This is a genomic window from Streptomyces sp. BPTC-684, assembly GCF_030028635.1.
Lineage (GTDB): Bacteria > Actinomycetota > Actinomycetes > Streptomycetales > Streptomycetaceae > Streptomyces > Streptomyces noboritoensis.
This window is the reverse complement of sequence record NZ_CP124863.1, coordinates 2,748,803-2,771,159: the sequence shown is the minus strand read 5'-3', so window position 1 is coordinate 2,771,159 and position 22,357 is coordinate 2,748,803. Positions and strand designations below refer to the sequence as shown.

General features: G+C 72.5%; 17 protein-coding genes, 2 tRNA genes and 1 other RNA gene. 10 read left to right on the top strand and 10 right to left on the bottom strand.

Going from position 1 to position 22,357, the window contains the following annotated elements:
* Positions 1 to 5: 5 nt before the first annotated feature.
* From QIY60_RS12315 to QIY60_RS12300, 4 genes are read right to left on the bottom strand one after another with little or no spacing between them, the layout of a single operon-like run.
* Complete coding sequence (locus QIY60_RS12315; RefSeq protein WP_283142450.1) at positions 6 to 1,766, bottom strand: asparagine synthetase B; 1,761 nt, start codon at positions 1,764 to 1,766, stop codon at positions 6 to 8.
* Positions 1,767 to 2,774: an alpha/beta hydrolase-fold protein gene (locus tag QIY60_RS12310; protein ID WP_283142449.1), complete on the bottom strand. Its 1,008-nt coding sequence runs from the start codon at positions 2,772 to 2,774 to the stop codon at positions 1,767 to 1,769.
* Positions 2,767 to 4,188, bottom strand: a complete 1,422-nt coding sequence (locus QIY60_RS12305; RefSeq protein ID WP_283142448.1) for an MBL fold metallo-hydrolase — start codon at positions 4,186 to 4,188, stop codon at positions 2,767 to 2,769. The genes QIY60_RS12310 and QIY60_RS12305 overlap by 8 nt, the downstream gene beginning before the upstream one ends.
* An 11-nt stretch (positions 4,189 to 4,199) precedes the next feature.
* Positions 4,200 to 5,570, bottom strand: coding sequence for an SUMF1/EgtB/PvdO family nonheme iron enzyme (locus QIY60_RS12300; protein WP_283142447.1), 1,371 nt, complete (start codon positions 5,568 to 5,570; stop codon positions 4,200 to 4,202).
* Positions 5,571 to 6,054: 484 nt separating this feature from the next.
* Here QIY60_RS12300 and QIY60_RS12295 point away from each other — a divergent pair, with 484 nt between their 5' ends.
* From QIY60_RS12295 to QIY60_RS12280, 4 genes are all read left to right on the top strand, one after another.
* On the top strand, positions 6,055 to 7,068 hold the full coding sequence (locus QIY60_RS12295) for a dipeptide epimerase (RefSeq protein ID WP_283142446.1): 1,014 nt from the start codon (positions 6,055 to 6,057) through the stop codon (positions 7,066 to 7,068).
* Positions 7,069 to 7,198: 130 nt separating this feature from the next.
* Positions 7,199 to 7,663 carry a pyridoxamine 5'-phosphate oxidase family protein gene (locus tag QIY60_RS12290; RefSeq protein ID WP_283142445.1) on the top strand — a complete coding sequence of 155 codons (465 nt, stop codon included), beginning with the start codon at positions 7,199 to 7,201 and terminating at the stop codon, positions 7,661 to 7,663.
* A gap of 37 nt (positions 7,664 to 7,700) precedes the next feature.
* Positions 7,701 to 8,999, top strand: coding sequence for an ATP-grasp domain-containing protein (locus tag QIY60_RS12285; protein ID WP_283142444.1), 1,299 nt, complete (start codon positions 7,701 to 7,703; stop codon positions 8,997 to 8,999).
* A gap of 96 nt (positions 9,000 to 9,095) precedes the next feature.
* A complete protein-coding gene (locus QIY60_RS12280; protein ID WP_349253914.1) occupies positions 9,096 to 10,586 on the top strand; it encodes an ATP-binding protein in 1,491 nt (496 codons plus the stop codon).
* 100 nt (positions 10,587 to 10,686) lie between these two features.
* Here QIY60_RS12280 and QIY60_RS12275 read toward each other — a convergent pair whose 3' ends face one another.
* The 3 genes from QIY60_RS12275 to QIY60_RS12265 all read right to left on the bottom strand — a co-directional run bounded on the left by QIY60_RS12275 (position 10,687) and on the right by QIY60_RS12265 (position 11,638).
* Positions 10,687 to 11,112 (bottom strand): PIN domain-containing protein, encoded by a 426-nt coding sequence (locus QIY60_RS12275; protein ID WP_283142443.1) that lies wholly within the window; start codon positions 11,110 to 11,112, stop codon positions 10,687 to 10,689.
* Positions 11,109 to 11,387, bottom strand: a complete 279-nt coding sequence (locus tag QIY60_RS12270) for a CopG family transcriptional regulator (protein ID WP_283142442.1) — start codon at positions 11,385 to 11,387, stop codon at positions 11,109 to 11,111. Before QIY60_RS12270 ends, QIY60_RS12275 begins: the two co-directional genes overlap by 4 nt.
* Before the next feature lie 163 nt (positions 11,388 to 11,550).
* A tRNA-Ser gene (locus QIY60_RS12265) sits at positions 11,551 to 11,638 on the bottom strand.
* Positions 11,639 to 11,709: 71 nt separating this feature from the next.
* On the opposite strand from QIY60_RS12265, the gene ffs reads away from it, so the two are divergent.
* From ffs to QIY60_RS12235, 6 genes are all read left to right on the top strand, one after another.
* An RNA gene (gene ffs, locus QIY60_RS12260) (signal recognition particle sRNA small type) lies at positions 11,710 to 11,808 on the top strand.
* Between the two features lie 130 nt (positions 11,809 to 11,938).
* Positions 11,939 to 14,188 (top strand): DNA polymerase III subunit gamma and tau, encoded by a 2,250-nt coding sequence (locus QIY60_RS12255; RefSeq protein ID WP_283142441.1) that lies wholly within the window; start codon positions 11,939 to 11,941, stop codon positions 14,186 to 14,188.
* 61 nt (positions 14,189 to 14,249) lie between these two features.
* Positions 14,250 to 15,506, top strand: a complete 1,257-nt coding sequence (gene purD / locus QIY60_RS12250; protein WP_283142440.1) for a phosphoribosylamine--glycine ligase — start codon at positions 14,250 to 14,252, stop codon at positions 15,504 to 15,506.
* Between the two features lie 402 nt (positions 15,507 to 15,908).
* The gene (locus QIY60_RS12245) at positions 15,909 to 17,555 is read left to right on the top strand and encodes a hypothetical protein (RefSeq protein ID WP_283142439.1); all 1,647 of its coding nucleotides are present in this window, start codon (positions 15,909 to 15,911) and stop codon (positions 17,553 to 17,555) included.
* Between the two features lie 225 nt (positions 17,556 to 17,780).
* Positions 17,781 to 19,244: a N,N-dimethylformamidase beta subunit family domain-containing protein gene (locus tag QIY60_RS12240; protein WP_283142438.1), complete on the top strand. Its 1,464-nt coding sequence runs from the start codon at positions 17,781 to 17,783 to the stop codon at positions 19,242 to 19,244.
* A gap of 176 nt (positions 19,245 to 19,420) precedes the next feature.
* Complete coding sequence (locus tag QIY60_RS12235) at positions 19,421 to 20,332, top strand: phosphoribosylaminoimidazolesuccinocarboxamide synthase (protein WP_283142437.1); 912 nt, start codon at positions 19,421 to 19,423, stop codon at positions 20,330 to 20,332.
* A 47-nt stretch (positions 20,333 to 20,379) separates the two neighbouring features.
* Here QIY60_RS12235 and QIY60_RS12230 read toward each other — a convergent pair.
* From QIY60_RS12230 to QIY60_RS12220, 3 genes are all read right to left on the bottom strand, one after another.
* Positions 20,380 to 20,452, bottom strand: a tRNA-Gly gene (locus QIY60_RS12230).
* Between the two features lie 22 nt (positions 20,453 to 20,474).
* Positions 20,475 to 21,110, bottom strand: a complete 636-nt coding sequence (locus QIY60_RS12225) for a response regulator transcription factor (protein WP_283142436.1) — start codon at positions 21,108 to 21,110, stop codon at positions 20,475 to 20,477.
* Positions 21,107 to 22,288, bottom strand: a complete 1,182-nt coding sequence (locus QIY60_RS12220) for a histidine kinase (protein WP_283142435.1) — start codon at positions 22,286 to 22,288, stop codon at positions 21,107 to 21,109. The genes QIY60_RS12225 and QIY60_RS12220 overlap by 4 nt, the downstream gene beginning before the upstream one ends.
* Positions 22,289 to 22,357: the final 69 nt, after the last annotated feature.

Below are 22,357 nucleotides of genomic sequence, written 5' to 3'. Positions count from 1 at the left end.
GTTTCCTACTTCCCTGTTCCGGCCAGCCAGGCCGAGGCGGATGCGAGGTACATGAGCTCACCGGTGCCGAGCGCGGCCTTCAGCGGCCCGGGCGGCTCCGGCAGCCCGAAGGGCATGCCCTGCTCGTCCGCGAGCGCCCGCAGGGCCTCGCGGTACGACGGGTCGGACGGGGCCGGGAAGCCCTGTTTGCGGCGGTGGACCACGGACGGCGGCAGCAGCCCGCCGAGCGCCTTCTTCAGCAGGTCCTTGTGGCTGCCGGGCTTCCCGGTGCTCTTGAGGTGCTCGGGCGAGCGGAAGGCGAGCTCGGCGAGCGCCACGTCCTGGAAGACCGGCCGGTCCTCCAGGGTGTACGTGGACGAGGTCAGGTCGACCATGTCGTTGACGTACACCAGGAAGCGGCGCATCAGATGGTGGCGGCCGCGCTTGAGGGGGTCGAGGGTGTCCGGCGCGCGGTACTCGCGCAGCACCCGCTCCCACACCCGCTCCCTGATCCCGCCCATGTCCACGTCGAGCTGCCCGGCGAGCCACTCGACGAGCTCACCCCACAGCGGCCGCTCGTCGGGGTAGAGCCGGTGGGTGAGGTAGTGGCGGCCGTGCAGATGCGTCGGCGCGTCCGGGGCCACCACGGGGAAGTAGCCGCCGTCCTGGTAGCCCCACATCTCGTCGGCGCCGTGGCCGGAGTAGACGACCACCTGACCCTCGGCCGCGATCCGCTCGTACAGCTGGTACATGGCGAGCTCGGCGCCGTGCAGCATCGGCCGGGCGAGCCGCCCGGCCACCTCCGGGATCAGCTTCACGGCGTCGCGGCGCGACAACTCGACGACGGTGAGCGGAACTTGATGGGTCGCGGCCACGGTCCTGGCGTGCGCGACGTCGCTGTCCGAGCCGCCGATGCCCTCCTCGTACCGGACGACGTACGGCCGCAGCGCGACGCCCTGGGTGTGCAGCGCGGCGAAGATCGCGGAGCTGTCGACGCCGCCGCTGAGCACGGCCGCTCGGGGCACGTCGGCGGCGGCCCGCAGGGCGACCGCCCGGTCGAAGGCGGCCCGGATCTCCTCGGCCCCGACCGGCTCGTCCGCGAACGGGACCTGCCAGTACCGCCCGGTCCGCACCCGCGCGCCCTCGACCACCAGGTACTCGGCGGGCTGGAGCGCGTGCACCCCCGTCAGCCAGGTCCGCTCGTCCGCCGCGTCCATCCGCACCCAGGACCGCAGCACGAACTCGGTGCGGTCCACCTCCGGCGCGATCAGCCCGGTGGCGAGCAGGGCCTGCGGCTCGGAGGCGAAGAGCAGACCGCCCGCCGTGCGGCAGTAGACCAGCGGCTTGACCCCGAAGTGGTCGCGGGCCAGCGCGGTGCGGCCGGTGCGTTCGTCGTGCCAGGCCAGCGCGAACATGCCGTCCAGGCCCGCGAGCACGGGCGCGGGGTCGCCGGCCCCGCTCACCTGCTGGAGCACGAACTCGGTGTCGCAGTGCGTGCGCCGGGGCCACGGCTCGGGCAGCGGCGTCCGCGACCCGTACACCTCACCGTTGGAGACCAGCGTCACCCGGCCGTCCGGCGACGCCATCGGCTGGTCGCCGGCGGCCGAGCGGTCGCGCACCGCGAGCCGTACGCAGGCGAGCATCACCGTGCCGTCCGGGGAGACCCACGGCTCGGCGGCCGACTCGCCCCGGTGGTGCAGCGCTTCGGTGAGCGTCCGGCCGAGCGCGGCCAGCCACGGCCGCTCGCGCGGCCCGTCCAGGCTGATGAAGCCCGCGATCCCGCACATTCAGTCCCCCCGTCCGCCCGCGCGCCACACCCGGCCGAGCAGGGCCAGGGAGGTCAGGAAGCGGTGCTCGATGCCGTGGTGGCCGCCGTCGTGCTCCTGGTACTCGTGCGCGATGCCCCGCTCCCGCCAGACGGCGTGCAGCGCCCGGGCGCCCCAGTGCATGTGGTAGTCGTCCCGCAGCCCGGTGTCGAGGTAGAGCAGCCGCAGTGCTTTGAGCCGATCCGCGTGCGCGGAGGCCATCCGTACGGGGTCGTGCCGCAGCCAGCGCTCCCAGACCTCCGGGCGGAACACGCCCGTGCGCGGGTCGCAGGGCAGTGCGTCGGCGGGCGTGGTGCCGGGCTTGTCGGCGTAGCACATGCCCATCGCGAGCAGGCTCATGGCGACCATGAACGGGGTGTCGTGCGGCCCCGACTCCCTTTTCTCCAGCAGCCGTTCGACGCCGCCCGCCGCCTCCAGGGTGTCCAGGACGCCCGGCAGCAGCGGCAGATAGCTGTGCTCGAACCCGGCGTCGGGGGTGTGCGCCAGGACCGCGCCGAACAGGTCGGTCCGCATCGCGGCGACCACCGCCCCGTACCCGCCGCTCGACTTCCCGCCCACCGCCCGCCACCGGGGCTCGGCCAGCGTCGGGAAGCGCCGGTCGACCTCGGCCACCACCTCGCCGAGGTAGCCGAGGTAGCGGCCGCAGGCGGGCGAGTCGATGTACTGCGAGCCGCCGTACGCCGTGGTGGCGTCCGGGACCACGATCAGCGCGGCCGGTATGTCGCCGCGCGCCATGGCCCGGTGGATCCGGTCCGCCGGGGCCTCCCCGAACGCCAACGCCCGTGTCGTCAGGGTCGGGTGGACGCCGAAGCCCGGCAGCCAGTACACGACGGGGTGGCGCGCCGACTCGTCGTACCCCGGCGGCAGCAGCACCTCGATGCGGCGGGCCGCCGGGTCGCCGAGCGGGTTGTCGCGCAGCCGGGCGCTGGTGTGCTCGACGAGGACCCGCGTCCCCAGCGGTTCAGGCATGCGCGACCGGCCCCCGGTCGGTGTCGGCGGCGCTCAGCGCGCGGTCGACCCGGCGGGTGTAGTACGCCGGGTGGTGGAAGACCGCCGAGAGCAGATTGCTGTTGCTCGCCCACAGCCCGTACGAGCTGCCGAAGAGCAACTCGCTGTCCAGGAGCGCCTGGAGGGTGCTCGCGGCGATCTCGGTGTAGCCGTTGTCCTGGCTGAGGTGGTCCCGGGCGGGGCCCGGGCCCAGACGGCTGATGCGGCCGCTCACCGGCTCCAGGAGGTAGGCGTGCGTGGAGCCGTTGTCGTCGTGGAGCGAGATCGTGTGGGTGGCGCCGCTGTCGAGCGCCCGGTACCAGAAGTCGGTGCCGACCACGAGCTCCATCACCTCGGCGAGCAGCCGGTGCGAGCTGCGGGTCTGGCGGCCGACGCGGTCGCGCTCGGGGTCGAAGGCCGGGACCTCGGCGTCCGGGTCGAGGGCGACCTCCGCGTACACCGCCTCGAAGTCGTAACCCTGTGGCACCTGCGGCCCGTTGTGCAGTTCGGCCTTGCCGCCCGCGACCTCCAGGACCTGGCCGGGCCCCCACAGCAGCCCCTCGCGGCCCAGCTCGCGCAGCCGGCCGAGCGCCTCCCAGGGCGTGAACGGGAAGATCGTGCGGTTGCACCAGCCGTAGTCCTGCTCCCCGTCGCCGCTGACCTTCCAGCCGAAGGAGGACGGGACGGTGACGGCGGCGCCCAGCGTCTCCACGTACCGGTCGAAGTTGGCGACCGCGCGGGCCCGCACCGCCTCGGGTTCGACCAGCGGCCTGCGCTCGGTGAGCACCCCGGGCGGCGAGACGCTGTGCGCCGGGACGAAGGCGACGTCGATCGGGCGCGCGTCGGGGCCCGTGAAGTGGCGGACGGTCGACTCGTGCAGGATCGAGTCGCCGCAGAGCATCACCACCGCCTCCGCGGTCTCCACCAGCACGCTCATCTCCGGGAACGGCACGTTCGAGACGAAGGTGCGCAGCACGACGTCGCCCAGGTGCACGGTGTTCCCCGGGGTGACCGGCGTGAGCCGCTCGAAGCCGAGCCTGCGCAGGGTCCACGGGATCGCCTGGTGGCCCAGGCCGGATGCGGTGAAGCGGGGTGGGACCTGGCCGACCGGGAAGATGCACTCGGTCTCGGCCGCCCGGTGCGGGCTGTCGTCGAAGTCGACCTCGCCGTCCTCCAACAGCCGTGTCAGCGACGGGAAGTGGTGGTGGTCGAAGTGGTGGTGGCTGAGGACGATGTGGTCGACGCCGCCGTCCAGGACCTCGGCGAGCCCGTCCGGCAGCGCCGGGTGGTGCTCCCAGAAGCGGTCCAGGCGCTGGGTGAGCCACGGGTCGACGAGGATCCGCCGTCCGCCGGTCTCGATGAGGACGGCCGCGTGGCCGAGGGAGGTGAGCCGCATCGGTCGCCCTCTCATTCCGCTTCGTAGACGCAGCGGAACCCGACCTCGTTGTGCAGATCGGTGATCAGGTCCTTGCCCCGGTAGAACGTGGTCAGACAGGCGGGCGGGGAGGTCCAGGTGCCGCCGCGCAGCACGTGGAAGGCGTCCTTGCGGTTCATGAACTCCATCGGGTGGCGGCCCTTGAAGAACGGGTCCATGTCCTCGCCCGTGTAGAAGTTGGTCCGGGTCAGCTCCCAGACGTTCCCGGACATCTGGAGCACGCCGTACGGACTGGCGCCCCCGGGAAGGCCGTCGGCGGGCAGCACCGGGTGTGCGGGCGTGTCGTCGTGGGTAGTGGTGACCAGCAGCGCCTCCAGCTCGTCCAGGTCGGCCACCTGCCGCCCGTAGGAGCGCTCGACGTAGTTCACCCGCTCCGGATCCCAGGTGTTCCCCCACGGGTAGGTCCGGCCGTCCGTCCCGCGCGCCGCCTTCTCCCACTGGAGCTCGCTCGGCAGCGAGCCGCCCGCCCAGTTCGCGAACGCCCACGCGTCGTACCAGTCGATTCCCACCTGCGGCATTTCCGGCGCGTTGAACCGGGGGTCGTGGGAGTGCGCCGGACGGTGATTCCGGCCGTCCTCGGGCTGGTCCGGGTGGTCGAACACACCGCTTTCCCCGGCCTCTTCCAGGAACTGCGCGTAGCGGGCATTGGTGACGGTGGTGCGGTCGATGGAGTAGGCGGGCAGCTCGACCGCCCGCAGCGGATTGTCGCCCTGCTTCATACGGAAAGGGCCGCTCTGCGCGGACGCGGTTCCCGCAAGAAAAGGACCAGCCGGTATCAGAAGCGCGTCCTCGGTTCTGCGCGGCCGCGCCGCATGGGTGCGTATGCGCGCACGCATGTCCGTGAAGTATTCGTCCTCCAGGCGCCGCAGCTCTTCCGGGTCCCGGGTGCCGAATATGATGAGCAGGGCCCGCTTGGTGAACGCGGCGCCGCAGCCGACCGGTTTACGGGAGAAGTCCTCGCGGGCAAAATTGCTCGGCCACCCGGAAATGCGGATGAGATCGGGAACGGCCGCCTTGATGCGGTACCGGGTGATGACCTTCAGGGAGGCGAAGGCGACCCAGTCGACCGGGTCGTGGGTGCCGCCGGCGATCGCCGACGCGGCTGCCGGGTCGTCCCGGTGGTGCTCCGCGAGCAGCCTCACGGCGGCCGCCCGCACCGGCCACTCCGGGTGCTGGACGGCCAGCCCGACCAGCAGCGGGATGCCCTTGGCGTCCCGGCCGCGGCGGTCGGCGAGCTCCACCACGGACTGGACCGACTCCCAGTACCGCGTGTCGTCCGACCCGTCCACCTTCAGAAACTCGGGCGCCAGTTCCACGGTCGTGGATGGCAGGTTGCCGACCACAGTCGTTCTCCCCTCCGGGCTGAGGGGCCGCCCGCACTGGAGGGTGCGGGCGGCCTTTTCATCTTGTTCGCGCCGCTAAAACGGGACTACCACTTCGTGGTGTCCTGCTCGTTGTCGCGCGTTCCCATGAAGTCCTTTTCCGACATCAGAAATCAGCCTCCTCCCACATAGGAAATGACAAGACCGCCGGCAGTGATCGGACAGCAACCGCTTGCCGACCCAAAACATGTTCCGTGCCCTCTGCGGGTCCGTCAACCATACGATCATCAATTCCGGGCGGACGGGGCCGATTCGGTCGCCTTGACAGCGGGATATTCCATGAACGGATCAAGGGTTCCGCTGTTCGGAGTGGTTTTGGATTGACTGCCGCAGAGTAATTGACAAGCCAGGACCTGGCCAGAAAACACCTGTTGCGCAGATCACAGGTAAAATGTTCAATCATCCCTCTGTCATTTTTAGCGGAGGCTGGGCTACCGTCCTCGGCGTGGATTCCTTGCAGTTCGCAGTGGTACGCCAGGAGATTGCCTTCGGACTTCCCTACACGTACGCGCGAGGCCATGACCTCACGTGCACGGTCGTACGCGTCGAGTTACGCGACGGATTGCGCGACGGTGCTCATCTCGGACGCGGTGAAGGCGCGCCCTTCGAGAGCTTCTTCGAGGTTTCCGCCGAGGAAACGGTGGCCGAACTCGAAGCGGTCGGCCCGCTCGTCGAGAGCGGCACCGCCGACCGCGCGGACCTGCTCGCCCGGCTCCGGCGCGGCGCCGCCCGCAACGCGCTCGACGCGGCGCTGTGGGACCTGGCGGCCAAGAGGGCCGGCGTCCCCGTGTGGCGGCTGCTCGGCACGCCCGAGCCCAAGCCGCTGGAGATCATGACGACGATCTCGCTGGCGGGCCCCGGGCAGTTGGAGCAGGAGATCGCCGAGAGCCGTTCCGTACGCGTCCTCAAGCTCAAGCTCGGCTCCCCGGACGCCGACGACGACGTACACCGCCTGGAGCGGCTGCGCGCCGCCCGCCCGGACGCGCGGATCGTCGTCGACGTGAACGGCGGCTGGGACCTGGACACCCTGCGCGTGATGCTGCCGCTCCTGGAGAAGCACCGCGTCCGCATGCTCGAACAGCCCGTGGACGCGGCCTCGGAGCCGGGCCTGCGCGGACTGCCGCGCTCCCTGCCGATCGTCGCCGACGAGTCCTTCGAGACCGAGGACGACCTGGAGCGGGTGCGCGGCCTCTACGACGGGGTCAACGTCAAGCTCGACAAGTGCGGCGGACTCACCGCCGCGCTGCGCATCATCGGCCGCGCCCGCCGCGAGGGCCTGCGCATCATGGTCGGCTGCCTGCCCGGCAGTTCGCTCTCCGCCGCCGTCGGCTTCCACGCCGCCCAACTGGCCGAGTTCGTCGACCTGGACGGGCACGTGCGCCTGGTCGACGACATCGAGCCGAGGATGACGGCGAAGGACGGCTGGCTCCAGGCACCGGCGCGGGAGCTGTGGGGGTGAGCGGGGTGAGTGGCGTCGTCCTGGACGGCGCCACGTTTCCTGGGGGGCGCTCCGGCAGGGCGGCGAAATGCGGCCCAACAGGGCACGGACACAGGCATGTTGAGACACCCCCTGGGCTAGGTTCATGACCATGACCAAGACTCCTCCTCCAGCAGTGCGCACGCTCGACGAGCGGATCAAGGACACCCGCGAGCACTTCGAGAACGACGTCGACACCTGGGTGTCGACGGCCTCGGCGGACGGCACGCCGTACCTGGTCCCCCTCTCGTTCCTCTGGGACGGCACGACGTTCCTGATCTCGACGGTCCGTACGGCACCGACGAGCCGCAACCTCGTGGCGAACGCCGCCGTACGGCTGGCCTTCGGCGCGACCCGGGACGTGGTGCTGGTCGAGGGCACCGCCGTACCGGTCGAAGAGGGCGCGCTGGAGCGGGAGTCGGCGGACGCGTTCGCGGCGAGGACGGGCTTCGACCCGCGCGAGGAGAAGCAGGAGTACCTGTACTTCCGCGTCACCCCGCAGCGCGTCCAGGCGTGGCGGGAGGCGAACGAACTGGCGGGCCGCACGCTGATGAGGGATGGCACCTGGCAGGCCTGAGAGGCCTGACGACTCGGAACGGGAACGGGGGCACGACGTGCCGATCCAGACGATCAACGACCGGGTGGCGGTCGTGGTGGACGGCCACTCCACGGGCGCGCTGCTGGCCCCGGCCTTCACGGCGTACGGGATCGGCGCGGTGCACGTGGAGAACCGGGCGGAGCGCTCGGCCGTCCACCTGCGCACGTTCGCCCCGGAGACGTACGGGGCCTGTTACGCGTACGAAGGCGACATGGCGGCCCTCGTCAGGGAGCTGCGCCCGCACCGGGTGGGCTGGGTGATCGCGGGCACGGACTCGGGCGTGGCCCTGGCCGACCGGCTGGCGGCCGCGCTGGACCTGCCCCGGCACAACGACCCGGCGACGTCGGCGGCCCGCCGCGACAAACGCGAGATGCAGCGCGCGCTGGCGGCGGCCGGGGTCCCCGCGGCGTGGCACGCGGCGGTCACCACACCGGAGGAGGCCCGGGCGGCGGCGCTGCGGCACGGCGGCGCCCCGGTCATCGTCAAGCCCCTGCGCAGCGGCGGCACCGACGGCGTGCTCTTCTGCGCCGACCCGGACGAGACGGCGAGCGCGGCCGGGAAACTCCTGGGCAGCGAGTCGATCTACGGCGAGCGCAACGGGACGGTCCTGGTCCAGGAGTACTTGCAGGGCGACGAGTACATGGTCAACTGCGTGAGCGCGGCGGGCCACCACACGGTCCTGGAGATCTGGCGGTCGGTGAAGACGGTGGTGGGCACGTCACCGGTGTACGACTACACGGAACTCCTGAATCCGCACTCCCCGGAATCCGCTCAGGTGACCTCCTACGTCCGAGAGGTCCTGTCCGCGGTGGGCAACACCTGGGGCCCGTCCCACACGGAGGTCATCGCGACCCCGGCGGGCCCCCGCCTGGTGGAGACGGCCGCGCGCCTCCAGGGCACGGCGGACCTCTCGGCGATCACCCGGGCGACGGGCCGCAACCCGGTGACGGAGACGGTCCACGCCCTCCTCGACCCCGACCTGTACGCCCGTGGCGGCCCCCCGGCGCCCCCGCCGCAGCGGGTGGCCCGCGGCGTCAGCTTCATCTGCCCCCGAAGCGGCCGCCTCCGCCGCGACCTGGACTGGACCCCGCTCCACACTCTCCCGTCCTTCCACAGCCTCCTGGCCCCCGCCCCCAAGGCAGGCGCCTACATCCCCCGCACCACCGACCTCTTCACCCGCCCCGGCGCGGTCTACCTGATCCACGAGGACCCGAGGGTGGTGGAACGGGACCACGCGACGATTCGGGGGTGGGAGGGGGAGGGGTTCTATGACATCGAGGAGGGGGAGGAAGCGGGTTCGGCGGGGGCTGATTGACGCGGCCCGCCGCCCACCTCTCCCTATCCATAAGGAGTGCAGCCCTAAGGGGTGCATCCCTTATCGATGTGCTCGGGTGAACAGGGGTAACACACAGTGCGGGATCAGGATCGGTCCAGGCCCCAGAAGCCGGCGCACGTCTTCGACCGGCAGGCCGAGTGGGACGGTCTGGCCGCGTTCGTGGGGCGGTCCACCCCGCACGCGATGCTCGGCGTGGTCAGCGGCAGATGGCGAATGGGGAAGACGTACCTGCTGCGGGCGCTGGCCGAGGCACGGGGCGGGTTCTATTTCGGGGCGACCGCCGCGACCGCGGGCGAGTCGCTGCGGCAGTTCGGGGCGGCGCTTGCGCGCCACGTCGAGTCCCCGGCCCCGTTCTCCTTCGCGACGTGGGACGACGCGATCACGTACCTCTTCTCCCTCGCGGCCCCCGCCCGGCGCGGGGAGCCGATGCCCGTGGTGATCGACGAGTTCCCGTACCTGGTCAAGGCCGCTCCCGAACTTCCGTCGATCGTGCAGCGCGAGATGGACCGCTTCCAGTCCGAGGAGAGCCGGATGCGGCTGCTGCTGTGCGGCTCCGCGATGTCGGTCATGGGCGGGCTGCTCGCCAGCACGGCACCGCTGCGCGGGCGTGCGCAACTGGAACTGGTGGTGAAGCCGTTCGGCTTCCGTGGCGCGGCGGAGTTCTGGGGCGTGGCCGAACAGCCGGAGCTCGCCGCCCGCCTGAACGCCGTGCTGGGCGGAACGCCCGCCTACCGCCGCCAGTTCCTCGCCGACGACGTCCCCGAAAGCCTCGCGGACTTCGACGACTGGCTGTGCCGTACGGTCATGTCCCCGCTCAGCCCCCTCTTCCGGGAAGCCCGCTACCTCCTCGCGGAGGAGGCCGAGATCCGGGACGCCGCCCTCTACCACTCGGTCCTCGCCGCCGTCGCGGACGGGAACGCGACCCGGGGCGGCATCGCGAACTACATCGGCCGCAAGTCCGTCGACATCTCGCACCCGCTCAACGTCCTGGAGGACAGCCACCTTCTGGTCCGCGAGCAGGACGTCTTCCGGGCCGGGAAGACGCAGTACCGCATCGCCGAACCGCTGATCAATTTCTACGAGGCGGTGATGCGCCCCGCCTGGCCCCTCCTGGAGAGCGGGCAGGCGGCAGAGGTCTGGTCGCGCTCCGGCGAACGCTTCGCGGCCCAAGTCCTTGGACCCCGTTTCGAGGCGCTGTGCCGGGAGTTCCTGCGCGGCCCCGGCCGGAACCTGCTCGCCGGAGGCCTCGGCCAGGTGGGAAGCGGCGTCGTCGTCGACCCGGTGGCCCGCCGGCAGATCGAGATCGACGTCGCCGCCACCGAGCCCGGCTCGGGCGCCGGCCCCGCCTCCGTCCTCCTGCTGGGCGAGGCCAAGTGGGGCACACCGATGGGACTCCCCCACCTGGACCGCCTCCGCCGCGCCCGCGACCTCCTCGAAGCGCGTGGCCTGGACACCACTCACTGCGCCCTCGCCTGCTTCAGCGCCACGGGCTTCAGCGATGCGCTGCACGCGGAGGCGGACCGGGGCGAAGCCGTGCTGATCGGACTGGCGGAGCTGTACGGCTGACCTGTTCCGAGGCCCTGCTCAAAGGAACCCCGACAGAGCGGGACGGGCTTGAAGAGCACTTCAGCCGTAAGAGCCGGCGGGGCAACCTGTGGTGGCCACGTCATACCTTCTTGACGACGATCGTGTCCGGTACCAGCTTCTCCAGGTCGTCCACGTCCGAAGTGAAGACGGTGACCTGCCCCTTCTGCTGCCGCGCGATGACGGCGAGCACCGCATCGATCGCGTACTTGTGGCCGTGCAGCTCGGCATCGGCAAGGAGGTGCCGGGCCTGGCGGGCCTCGTCCTTTCCGATGTCGGCGACCTTGAGACGGGAGAGTACCCAGTCCCAGCGCTGCTCGGTGGTCCTGCCGTCGTACGCCTCGATCAGCGTCATGGGAGAAGTCACCACCTCGGCTTCTCCCCGGGCCGCGAGGTCGAGCCAGGCGATCATCTTCCGGTCGCCGCGCACGGCCAGGGACAGGGCTTCGCGGTCGAGTACGAATACACGCAGGGGCCGCTGCCCGTGTTCGCCGGCGCGCTTCTTCACGTGGCCTCTCCGGCGTTGTGCTTCCCGGCGGCGCGACGTCGCTCGTGCTCGGCGTCGAGATCCTCCAGCTCCTCGAATGCCGCGGCGCGCTCGTCTTCGGTTACCGGACCGTGTTCCTCCTGCAGCCATTCGACCAGCTCGCACAGCCGGTCACGGTCGCGCTTGAAGCGCAGCGCCTCGGCGACGTACGCCGACAGGCCCCGCTCTGCTGCCTCCGCCCGGATCTCGTCAAGGAGATCCTCGGGGATCGTCACCGTCACCTTCTTGGTTGCCATACAAGGGACCATGCTCCAGGTGTTGAACCCCTTACTGGCGTGCATGCATCGACCGAACCGATGTGGGGCGTGGCCAGACGACGACGGATGGACTGAGGCCACATACGTCGATGGGCCCCACCGCAAGCGGTGGGGCCCATCGACATCGTGCCCGGTGAGGCACTGGCGGAGGATACGAGATTCGAACTCGTGAGGGGTTGCCCCCAACACGCTTTCCAAGCGTGCGCCCTAGGCCACTAGGCGAATCCTCCGCCGCAAACAATACAAGACGCTGAGGGGTGCTCGCGAACTCGTTCCCCGGTCGGGGATCGGGTACCCTGTGCGGAGCCCCTCACGTGGCGCTATCTGACTGAACTCCCCCAGGGCCGGAAGGCAGCAAGGGTAGGTCGGCTCTGGCGGGTGCGTGGGGGGCGCTTGCGTTTGCGGAGGCATGGCTCGGTGGAGCCCGGCCGGCTCGGTGGGTGGCAGATCCCGGCGCGCAGGCCGGCCGGCGGCCCCCGCGTACGGCGACGCGGGCTCGGTTGTCAGTCCGCCCCGATAACCTCGTAGGTGTGTCGTCCCTTGCGCTGTACCGCCGCTACCGCCCGGAGTCCTTCGCCGAGGTCATCGGGCAGGAGCATGTCACCGACCCGCTGCAGCAGGCGCTGCGGAACAACCGGGTCAATCACGCGTACCTGTTCAGTGGGCCGCGCGGATGCGGCAAGACCACCAGTGCGCGGATCCTCGCGCGGTGCCTGAACTGTGAGCAGGGGCCGACGCCGACCCCGTGCGGCGAGTGCCAGTCGTGCCGGGACCTGGCGCGCAACGGGCCGGGGTCCATCGACGTCATCGAGATCGACGCCGCGTCGCACGGTGGCGTGGACGACGCCCGTGAGCTGCGCGAGAAGGCCTTCTTCGGCCCCGCGAGCAGCCGGTACAAGATCTACATCATCGACGAGGCCCACATGGTCACCTCGGCGGGGTTCAACGCCCTGCTGAAGGTCGTCGAGGAGCCGCCGGAGCATCTGAAGTTCATCTTCGCCACCACCGAGCCCGAGAAGGTCATCGGGACCATCCGGTCGCGGACCCACCACTACCCCTTCCGGCTCGTCCCTCCCGGCACCCTGCGGGAGTACCTGGGCGAGGTCTGCGGGCGCGAGGGCATCCCCGTCGAGGACGGCGTGCTGCCGCTCGTCGTGCGCGCCGGGGCCGGGTCCGTGCGTGACTCGATGTCCGTCATGGACCAGCTCCTCGCCGGCGCCGCCGACGACGGTGTGACGTACGCCATGGCCACCTCCCTCCTCGGCTACACGGACGGGTCACTGCTCGACTCCGTGGTGGACGCGTTCGCCTCCGGTGACGGCGCCGCCGCCTTCGAGGTCGTCGACCGGGTGATCGAGGGCGGGAACGATCCGCGCCGGTTCGTCGCCGATCTGCTGGAGCGGCTGCGGGATCTCGTCATCCTCGCCGCCGTCCCGGACGCCGGGGAGAAGGGGCTCATCGACGCGCCCGTCGACGTCGTCGAGCGCATGCAGGCCCAGGCCTCCGTGTTCGGCGCCGCCGAGCTCAGCCGGGCCGCCGACCTCGTCAACACCGGGCTGACCGAGATGCGCGGTGCCACCTCGCCCCGGCTCCAGCTGGAGCTGATCTGCGCGCGCGTGCTGCTGCCCGCCGCGTACGACGACGAGCGCTCGGTCCAGGCCCGGCTCGACCGGCTGGAGCGCGGCGCCCACTTCCAGCCGGGCGCGGGCACCGGACCCGCGATGGGGTACGTGCCGGGGGCCGAGGCCCATCCGCCGATGCCCCCCGTGCCCGCCGGACACGGCCCCGAGGCCGCCCGGGCCGCCGCGCGCGGTGCCGCCGCCCCGGTCGCCCCGCCCGCGCCCCAGACGTCCGCCCCGGCCGCCCCCGCCCCCGTACAGCAGCCGCCGGTCCAGGCCCCGCCCGCCCCCGCTCCCGAGCCGGTCTCGCAGGCCCCCGCCCCGGGTGCCTGGCCCGGTGCGGCCGCTCCCGGAGGCGGTCAGGGCGGCGGTCAGGGTGGCGGTGCCCAGCGGCCCGGCGCCTGGCCGGGTGCCGGAGGTTCCGGTTCCGGGAGCGCGGCCCCCGCCGCCCCCACCTCCGGCGGCGCCGGAGCCTGGCCCTCCGCCTCGACGCCCGGTCAGCCCGCCCCGGCCGCGCAGGCCCCGGCCCCGACAGCCGCTCCGACTCCCGCCGCCGCCAACCCCGGCAGCGCCGTCCACGTACGGAACATGTGGCCGGACATCCTGGAGGCCGTGAAGAACAAGCGGCGCTTCACCTGGATCCTGCTGAGTCAGAACGCGCAGGTGGCCGGATTTGACGGCACCACCCTCCAGCTCGGGTTCATCAACGCCGGCGCCCGGGACAACTTCGCGAGCAGCGGCAGCGAGGAAGTCCTGCGCGGAGTGCTCGGTGAGCGCTTCGGCGTGCAGTGGAAGGTCGAGGCGATCGTCGACCCGTCCGGCGGCTCCCAGCCCCCGGCCGCGGCGGGCAACTTCGGCGGCGGCTCCGGCAACCCCGGCGGCTACCAGGCCCCGGGCGGCTTCGCCCCCTCCCGCCCCCAGCCCCCGGCCCCGGCCGCCCCCGCGACCCCGGCCGCCCCCGCCCCCGTACAGCAGCCGCCGCAGGCCTCCGCGCCCGTGCGGCAGGCGCCCCCCGTGGCGCAGGAGCCGCCGCCGGTGCGCCCGGAGGACGACGTTCCGGAGGACGACGACCCGGACCTCGTGGACAACGCGCTCTCCGGCCACGACCTCATCGTCCGCGAGCTCGGTGCGACGGTGGTGGAGGAATATACGAACGAGTAGCGGTACGGGGTTCGGTGACCCGTACGAGGGGGATTCCGCCACTGAGGCTAGGCTGGCTGCCGTGAAGGTCCTTGTCATCGGCGGCGGCGCCCGCGAGCACGCCCTGTGCCGTTCCCTGTCCCTCGACCCCGACGTGACGGCGCTGCACTGCGCCCCCGGCAACGCCGGGATCGCGGAGGTCGCCGAGCTCCACCCCGTGGACCAGCTGGACGGCGAGGCGGTCGCCCGCCTCGCGGCCTCGCTCCACAGCGACCTGGTCGTCGTCGGGCCCGAGGCGCCGCTGGTCGCCGGGGTCGCCGACGCCGTACGGGCCGCGGGCATCCCCTGCTTCGGCCCCTCGGGCGAGGCGGCGACGCTGGAAGGCTCCAAGGCCTTCGCCAAGGACGTGATGGCGGCGGCGAACGTGCCGACCGCCCGCTCCTACGTCTGCACCACCCCGGCCGAGATCGACGAGGCGCTGGACGCGTTCGGCGCCCCGTACGTCGTCAAGGACGACGGTCTCGCGGCCGGCAAGGGCGTCGTCGTCACCGAGGACGTCGAGGCGGCCCGTGCGCACGCGCTGGCCTGCGACCGGGTCGTCATCGAGGAGTTCCTCGACGGCCCCGAGGTCTCACTCTTCGCGATCACGGACGGCGTGACCGTGCTGCCGCTCCAGCCCGCGCAGGACTTCAAGCGCGCGCTCGACGGCGACGAGGGCCCCAACACCGGTGGCATGGGCGCGTATTCGCCGCTGCCGTGGGCCGACCCCAAGCTCGTCGACGAGGTCATGGCGAGCGTGCTCCAGCCGACGGTCGACGAACTGCGGCGCCGCGGCACGCCGTTCTCCGGGCTGCTGTACGCGGGCCTCGCGATCACCTCGCGCGGCGTGCGCGTCATCGAGTTCAACGCCCGCTTCGGCGACCCCGAGACGCAGGTCGTGCTCGCCCGGCTGAAGACGCCGCTGGCGGGCGTGCTGCTGCACTCGGCCAACGGGACGCTGGACGCGCAGCCGCCGCTGGCCTGGCGCGACGACGCCGCGGTCACGGTCGTCGTGGCGTCGCACAACTACCCCGGTACGCCCCGGACGGGCGACCCGATCGACGGGCTCGACCAGGTCGCGGCCCTGGACGCGCCGCACGCGTACGTGCTGCACGCGGGGACGCGGCGGGACGGGGACGCGGTGGTGAGCGCGGGGGGACGGGTTCTTTCGGTCACCGCGACGGGGGCGGACTTGGCGGAGGCTCGGGAGCGGGCGTATGCGGCGGTTGGGCGCATTCGGCTGGATGGGGCGCAGCACCGTACGGATATTGCGCTTCGGGCGGCGGACGCGCAGGTGTGACGCGGGGCGTTTACCTCTAGTGCCCTGGCCGGGGCGCGGTCCTTTGCGGGGCTGCGCCCCGGACCCCTTTTCGGCTGCGGACCGTGGGCCGTTGTGCCCACCCGTTCCGCCCCAGCGGAACGACTGCCCACAACGGCTGGGCGGCAATGTTCGCCCGGCTCGAACCCCGCCTCAGCGGAACGACTGCCCACAACGGCTGGGCGGGATTGCCCCCCAACCCCACCCCCAAGCCATTCCATCGAGTGACGGGTGGGCCATCCGGATGACGGGTGGCGGGGGCGCAACTAGGGTGCGGCGGGAGCGGTCCGGCACTTGGGTCACCGGCATTGCGATGTCAGTGGGGGGTGCCACAGTGGGGGAGTGAGCAACGCCGACGCAGGGCAGAGGGGGTGACGTCCGGCCGTGTCCGGTTCCGGGATGGGTGGTGAGGCGGGCGCGCGGTCGGCGCGTTCGCGGGCGCTCGCCGTGCTGCGGGTGCGCAGCCGGGCGCTGGCCTTCGCTCTGCTGCCGGCGGCGGTGGCCGTCGTGCTGCTCGTCGCGGACGTGCAGGGTCGGATCGACGGCCGCGGCTGGGACACGGTCCGCTGGGCGGTGACGGGCGCGGCGGCCGTGGTGCTGCTGGCCGCCGCCGCGGTGACGGCCGTGATCGTACGGGCGAGACCCGCGCTCTCTCCGACGGTCGAGCTGGCCGAGTCCTCGGCGCCGGATCTGTACCGGCTGGTGAAGGACCTGGCCGACCGGCTCGACGTGCCCGTGCCCTCCGCCATAGCGCTCACGCCGGACTGCGACAGCTGGCTGGAGGACCGTACGCATCCGGCCCATTCCGTACGGGCGCGGCTGGGGCAGGGTCCGCTGGGCATACCGGGCGTGCGGCGCCGCACCGACGCCGCGCCGGTCCTCGTCATCGGGTCGCCGTTCCTGTGGTGGATGCGGGTCGGTGAGCTGCGGGCCATCCTGGCGCCCGTGGTGGCCGGCACCGGGCCGTCCGCGCAGCCCGACATAGCCTCGGCCCGCCGTTTCGTACGGGGTCTGGACGCGGCGGTCGCCGTGACCAGCGGGCCCCGGGCCGGCCGGGGGGCGCGGCTGGTGCTCGGCTTCGTCGGGCCGGTCGCGCGGCTGCTGCTGCGCGGCTGCCGGGCGCACGCCGCCGAGATGGAGCGGGGGGTCGCGGCCGCGGCCTCCGAGCGGGCCCAGACCGTGGACTACGGGCTGCGGATCGTCGCCCAGGAGCAGGTCGGGCTGGCGTACGCGGGCTGGGACCGGCTGCTCACCCGGGTGGCGCTGCCCGCCTGGCGGATGGGGCGGTGGCCGTCCCGGCTGGACGCCGGGGTGGTCTCGGCGCTGACCGAGCTGTCGCGGCGGGACCGGCTGGCCGAGGGGTTCGCGTCCCGGCTCGGCGAGCGGCCCGCGTGCGATCTGCTGGAGGAGCCCGGGGCGGCCGACGAGGCGGCCTCGCTGCTCGCCGCCCGGCTGTTCCACGGCGGTCCGGCCGAGCCCGGGCCCGACTGGTCGCCGGTGGACTGGCAGCACTATCCGGAGGAAGTCGTCGACCGGAAGTGGCGTGCGGAGGCGGCCCGGCTGCACCGCGTGCTCGACGGGATGGGGACGCGGCCGGGCGCGGAGCCCGCCGCTGCCGCCGCTCCGACGCTGGCGCGGGTCCTCGACCACCTCGCCGGGCAGGACGGGGAGGTGCTGGCCGCGGCCATCGCGGCGGCGGTGGCCTCCGAGGAGGCGGCGGGTCCGCCGCTGCCGTCGGCGGACGTGTGGGGCGACTCGGTCCCGCTCTTCCCGCTCCAGCCGCCGCGGACGGGGCGGGAGCTGCTGGCCGACCACGTCACGGCGATGGTGTGCTGCGCGGCGGTCGACACGGCGGGGGCGGCGCCGGGGCTCGACTGGCTGGACGGTCCCGCGCTCCTCGTGGACGGGGAGCGGAAGGGGGATCTGGGGTCGCGGGTGCTGGCGTTGCTGGAGGAGGGGGATGCGGAGCCGCTGCGGCGGTGGTTGGTGGGGGTGGGGGTGCGGGCGGAGAAGCCGGTCCGGCTGGTCTGAGCCTCCGGGCTGCCCCCACCGGCCCGCAGACAAACACCGGGCCCAAAAGGGGCGCGGGGAACTGCGTGCTCAGCCACAGACAACCCGCACCCACCTCCTAAGCGGAGCCATCCCTTCCGTATCTCGTCAATTCGCGACGAACAGTGACGGAGTGCGTGCGTTATGTGATGTGCTGGAGACCGACCGCTGACCGGCGGCGTCGGGGGAGTGAGGGAGGGGAGTGGTATGGGGGCGGAGCAGATCCGGCGGTGGGAGTCGGGGGCGCTCGCGCACGCCGTCTCCGATCCTTTCGGGCAGGGGCCGCTGCCCTGGCTGCGCGGCGGGGAGCACTACTTCGACGACACCGGGCACGTCGTGCCCTGGTACGTCGAGCCCGCCCGGCCCGGCACCGGCAGCGCGCCCGGGCCCCGTACCGCCGACGACGTACGGAAGCAGATCAAGGGGTTCGCCTCCACCGGGGCCGTCGCGCCCGGTGAGGCGATCGACTTCCACATCACGGTCGATCCGCCGCAGCAGTTTTCGGTCGATATCTATCGCATCGGGCACTACGGGGGAGACGGCGCCGCCCATGTCGCCACCAGCCCCCGGCTCGCCGGGATCGTGCAGCCCGCGCCGCTCGCCGCCAACCGGACCGTCTCCTGCCACCACTGGTGGCTCTCCTGGCGGTACCAGGTCCCGTCGTACGCCTCGATCGGCGCGTACGTGGCCGTGCTCACCACCGCCGACGGGTACCGGTCGCACATCCCGTTCACCGTCCGCGACAGCCATCCGGCCGATCTGCTGCTCCTGCTTCCCGACATCACCTGGCAGGCCTACAACCTCTTCCCCGAGGACGGCCGCACCGGCGCCTCGCTCTACCACGCGTGGGACGGGGACGGGCGGCTGCTGGGGGAGGAGGACGCCGCCATCACCGTGTCCTTCGACCGGCCGTACGCGGGAGCCGGACTGCCCCTGCACGTGGGCCACGCGTACGACTTCATCCGGTGGGCGGAGCGGTACGGATACGACCTCGCGTACGCCGACACCCGCGATCTGCACGCCGGGCGCATCGACCCCACCCGCTACCGGGGGCTCGTCTTCCCCGGCCACGACGAGTACTGGTCGGCCCCCATGCGCCGCACCGTCGAGCTCGCCCGGGAGCACGGCACCTCGCTGGTGTTCCTCTCCGCCAACACGCTGTACTGGCAGGTCGAGCTCGCGCCCTCGCCCTCCGGCGTCCCCGACCGGCTGCTGACCTGCCGCAAGCGGCGCGGGCCCGGGCGGCCCGCACTGTGGCGCGAAGTCGCCCGGCCGGAGCAGCAGTTGCTGGGGATCCAGTACGCGGGGCGGGTGCCCGAGCCGTCGCCGCTGGTCGTGCGGAACGCCGGTCACTGGCTCTGGGAGGCCACCGGCGCGGGCGAGGGGGACGAGATCGACGGGCTTGTGGCGGGCGAGGCCGACCGCTACTTCCCGCGCACCGCGCTCCCCGAGCACCAGGACCGCATCCTGCTCGCCCACTCGCCGTACCGCGACGGCGAAGGAGCCGTCCGGCACCAGGAGACCTCCCTCTACCGGGCCCCCTCCGGCGCGCTCGTCTTCGCGTCCGGCACCTTCGCCTGGTCCCCGGCGCTCGACCGCCCGGGCCACACCGACCCCCGCATCCAGCGAGCCACCGCCAACCTCCTGGACCGCATCTGCAAGCGGGACTAGCGCTTCGCGGGGAACCGGGTGAATCGTCTGCGGGCCGGTGGGGGCTGGTCGCGCAGTTCCCCGCGCCCCTTGGGGGCGCACCGGCCTGTCGCACCTGCGACGAACCCCGGTAATCGGGTACCCGTCGCGTGCGAGAGAATCGGAAGTGCTCCTGGATCAATCTACGCGGAGGAACCGTGTCCGGATTTGTAGAAAAGCCCGAGCCGATTCAGGTCCCGGGCCTCACCCACCTCCACACGGGCAAGGTCCGCGACCTCTACCAGAACGAGGCCGGCGACCTGGTGATGGTCGCCAGTGACCGGATGTCCGCGTACGACTGGGTGCTGCCGACCGAGATCCCCGACAAGGGCCGGGTGCTCACCCAGCTCTCGCTGTGGTGGTTCGACCGGCTGGCCGACCTCGTCCCCCACCACGTGCTCTCCACCGAGCTCCCCGAGGGCGCCCCCGCAGACTGGGCCGGGCGCACGCTCGTCTGCAAGTCGCTGCGGATGGTCCCGGTCGAGTGCGTGGCGCGCGGCTACCTCACCGGCTCGGGCCTGATCGAGTACGACGAGTCCCGTACGGTCTGCGGGCTCGCCCTGCCCGAGGGGCTCAGCAACGGCTCCGAGCTGCCCGCGCCGATCTTCACGCCCGCCACCAAGGCCGCCGTCGGCGACCACGACGAGAACGTCTCGTACGAGGAGGTCGCCCGCCAGGTCGGCGCGGAGACCGCCGCGCTGCTGCGCCAGACGACCCTCGCCGTCTACGGCCGGGCCCGCGACATCGCCCGCGACCGGGGCATCGTCCTCGCGGACACCAAGTTCGAGTTCGGCTTCGAGACCGTCGACGGCGAGGACCGGCTCGTCCTGGCCGACGAGGTCCTCACGCCCGACTCCTCGCGCTTCTGGCCCGCCGAGACCTGGGAGCCCGGCCGCGCCCAGCCGTCGTACGACAAGCAGTTCGTGCGCGACTGGCTGACCTCCGCCGCCTCCGGCTGGGACCGCCACGGCGAGCTGCCGCCGCCCCCGCTGCCGCAGGAGGTCGTGGACGCCACCCGGGCCAAGTACGTGGAGGCGTACGAGCAGCTGACCGGCACCAGCTGGAGCTGAGCACACGAAGAAGCCCCCGACCTGAAGGTCGGGGGCTTCTTTCACTGAGCGGACGACGAGATTCGAACTCGCGACCCTCACCTTGGCAAGGTGATGCTCTACCAACTGAGCCACGTCCGCATGCGCCGTAGCGCGCAGCTAACTATACCCAACCCCGGCGGCGCGCGAGACGCACCGCCGTGTGACGGTTCTCGGCACCGAGCTTCGAGGCGGCCGAGGAGAGGTAGTTCCGGACCGTTCCCGGGGAGAGTCCGGCGCGCTCGGCGATCTCCGCGACGGGCGCCCCGTCCGCCGCCAGCTCCAGCACCTGCGCCTCGCGGGCGGTCAGCGGGGAGTCCCCGGCGGAGATCGCGTCGGCCGCCAACTCCGGGTCCACATAGCGGTTTCCCGCGTGTACGGACCGGATGATCTCGGCGAGCTTGCGGGCGCTCACGGTCTTCGGTACGAAGCCGCGCACCCCGGCCGTGAGCGCCCGCTTGAGGTGGCCGGGCCGCCCGTGGCTCGTCACGATCATGGTGCGGCAGCCGGGCAGTTCGGCCCGCAGGGATGTGGCGACACTCACACCGTCCGCCCCCGGCATCTCCAGGTCAAGGACGGCCACATCGGGCCGGTGCGCCCGCGCCATCGCCAGCGCCTCGGGCCCGGACGCGGCCTCCGCGACCACGGTCAGATCGTCTTCGAGCCCGAGCAGCGCGGCGAGCGCGCCCCGGATCAGATGCTCGTCGTCGGCGAGCAGGACGCGCAGGGGCGCCGCGGCTGCCCCGTCGGGCGTGGTCATACGGTCAGCTCCTCGCCCAGTTCCGCCGCGCTGTGCAGCGGTACGGTCACCGTCAGCAGGAAGCGCTCGCCCGTGCGGGCCGCCTCCAGCGTGCCGCCCATCGGGGCGAGCCGTTCGCGCAGCCCCGCCAGGCCCGAGCCGGGGGCGGCGGGGGCGCGGTCGGGGACGCCGTCGTTCTCCACGACCAGGGTCACGGCCGGGCCGTCGGCCGCAAGCCGGATCGCGCACCGGCGGGCGTTCCCGTGCCGCAGCACATTGGTGGTGGCCTCGCGCACCACCCAGCCGAGCGCCGACTGCACCCCGGCGGGCAGTCCGGCGGCCGCGCCCGTGACCGCGCAGTCGATCCCGGCGGCCTCCAACACGCCCCGGGCGCCGTCGAGTTCGACGGCCAGGTCCGCCTCGCGGTATCCGCGCACCACTTCCCGTACCTCTCGTTGCGACTCCCGCGCGATGCGCTGGACCTCGATCATCTGGGCCACCGCCTCGGGCCGTCCGCGCTCGGCCAGCTGCACGGCGAGCTCGCTCTTGAGGGCGATCACCGCGAGGTTGCGGCCAAGGACGTCGTGCATGTCCCGCCCGAAGCGCAGCCGTTCCTCGGCGACGGCGAGCCGCGCCTGGACGTCCTTGGCCTCCTCGGCCTGCCACATGTTCCGCAGCCCCCAGGCGCCGGGCCGGACCGTGATCAGCATCAGGGCGCCCGCGACCACCACCATCGGCAGCGGCGCGACCAGCTCCATGCCCCGCACCCCGGCGGCCGCGAAGACGGCGACGACCAGGGCCGCGTACCCCAGGCAGTGCAGCAGGAAGGTGCGGGCCGGGACGAGCAGGGCGTACGGGATCATCAGCGCGATCGGCAGGTCGGTGAGGAGCAGCGGGAAGACGCTGCGCGCGTCCGTGGCGGTGAGCACCGCGAGCAGCGCGGTGCCGGCGCCGAGCAGTACGGCCGGGGCCACCAGGAGGCGGCGGGGGAAGATGCCGTGGCCGAGGTAGTCGTCGTAGGCCAGGTCGATCCGGCGGCCGCTCAGCGCGCACTGCGCGATGTTCACCACGAGCAGCGCCAGGCCGAGCGCGGTGACCAGCGCGCCCCGGGGCCCGGCCGCGACCACCGGCAGGACGCCCCAGGTGAGCAGGAAGAACCAGAGCATCACCTTCATGGTGTTGCGCGTGTACAGGTCCATCTTCTGGATCCTGCTGCGCGCCTGCCAGCGTCGTCGCCAGCCCCTGATCCGGCGTATCCGACCGAGCAC

What these genes read in the sequence shown, in the direction of transcription:
- QIY60_RS12315 (WP_283142450.1), bottom strand. Translation starts at nt 1,766, where the DNA reads ATGTGCGGGATCGCGGGCTTCATCAGCCTGGACGGGCCGCGCGAGCGG.
- QIY60_RS12310 (WP_283142449.1), bottom strand. Translation starts at nt 2,774, where the DNA reads ATGCCTGAACCGCTGGGGACGCGGGTCCTCGTCGAGCACACCAGCGCC.
- QIY60_RS12305 (WP_283142448.1), bottom strand. Translation starts at nt 4,188, where the DNA reads ATGCGGCTCACCTCCCTCGGCCACGCGGCCGTCCTCATCGAGACCGGC.
- QIY60_RS12290 (WP_283142445.1), top strand. Translation starts at nt 7,199, where the DNA reads ATGACCAAGACTCCTCCTCCAGCAGTGCGCACGCTCGACGAGCGGATC.
- QIY60_RS12270 (WP_283142442.1), bottom strand. Translation starts at nt 11,387, where the DNA reads ATGGCAACCAAGAAGGTGACGGTGACGATCCCCGAGGATCTCCTTGAC.
- QIY60_RS12240 (WP_283142438.1), top strand. Translation starts at nt 17,781, where the DNA reads ATGGGGGCGGAGCAGATCCGGCGGTGGGAGTCGGGGGCGCTCGCGCAC.
- QIY60_RS12225 (WP_283142436.1), bottom strand. Translation starts at nt 21,110, where the DNA reads ATGACCACGCCCGACGGGGCAGCCGCGGCGCCCCTGCGCGTCCTGCTC.
- QIY60_RS12220 (WP_283142435.1), bottom strand. Translation starts at nt 22,288, where the DNA reads ATGGACCTGTACACGCGCAACACCATGAAGGTGATGCTCTGGTTCTTC.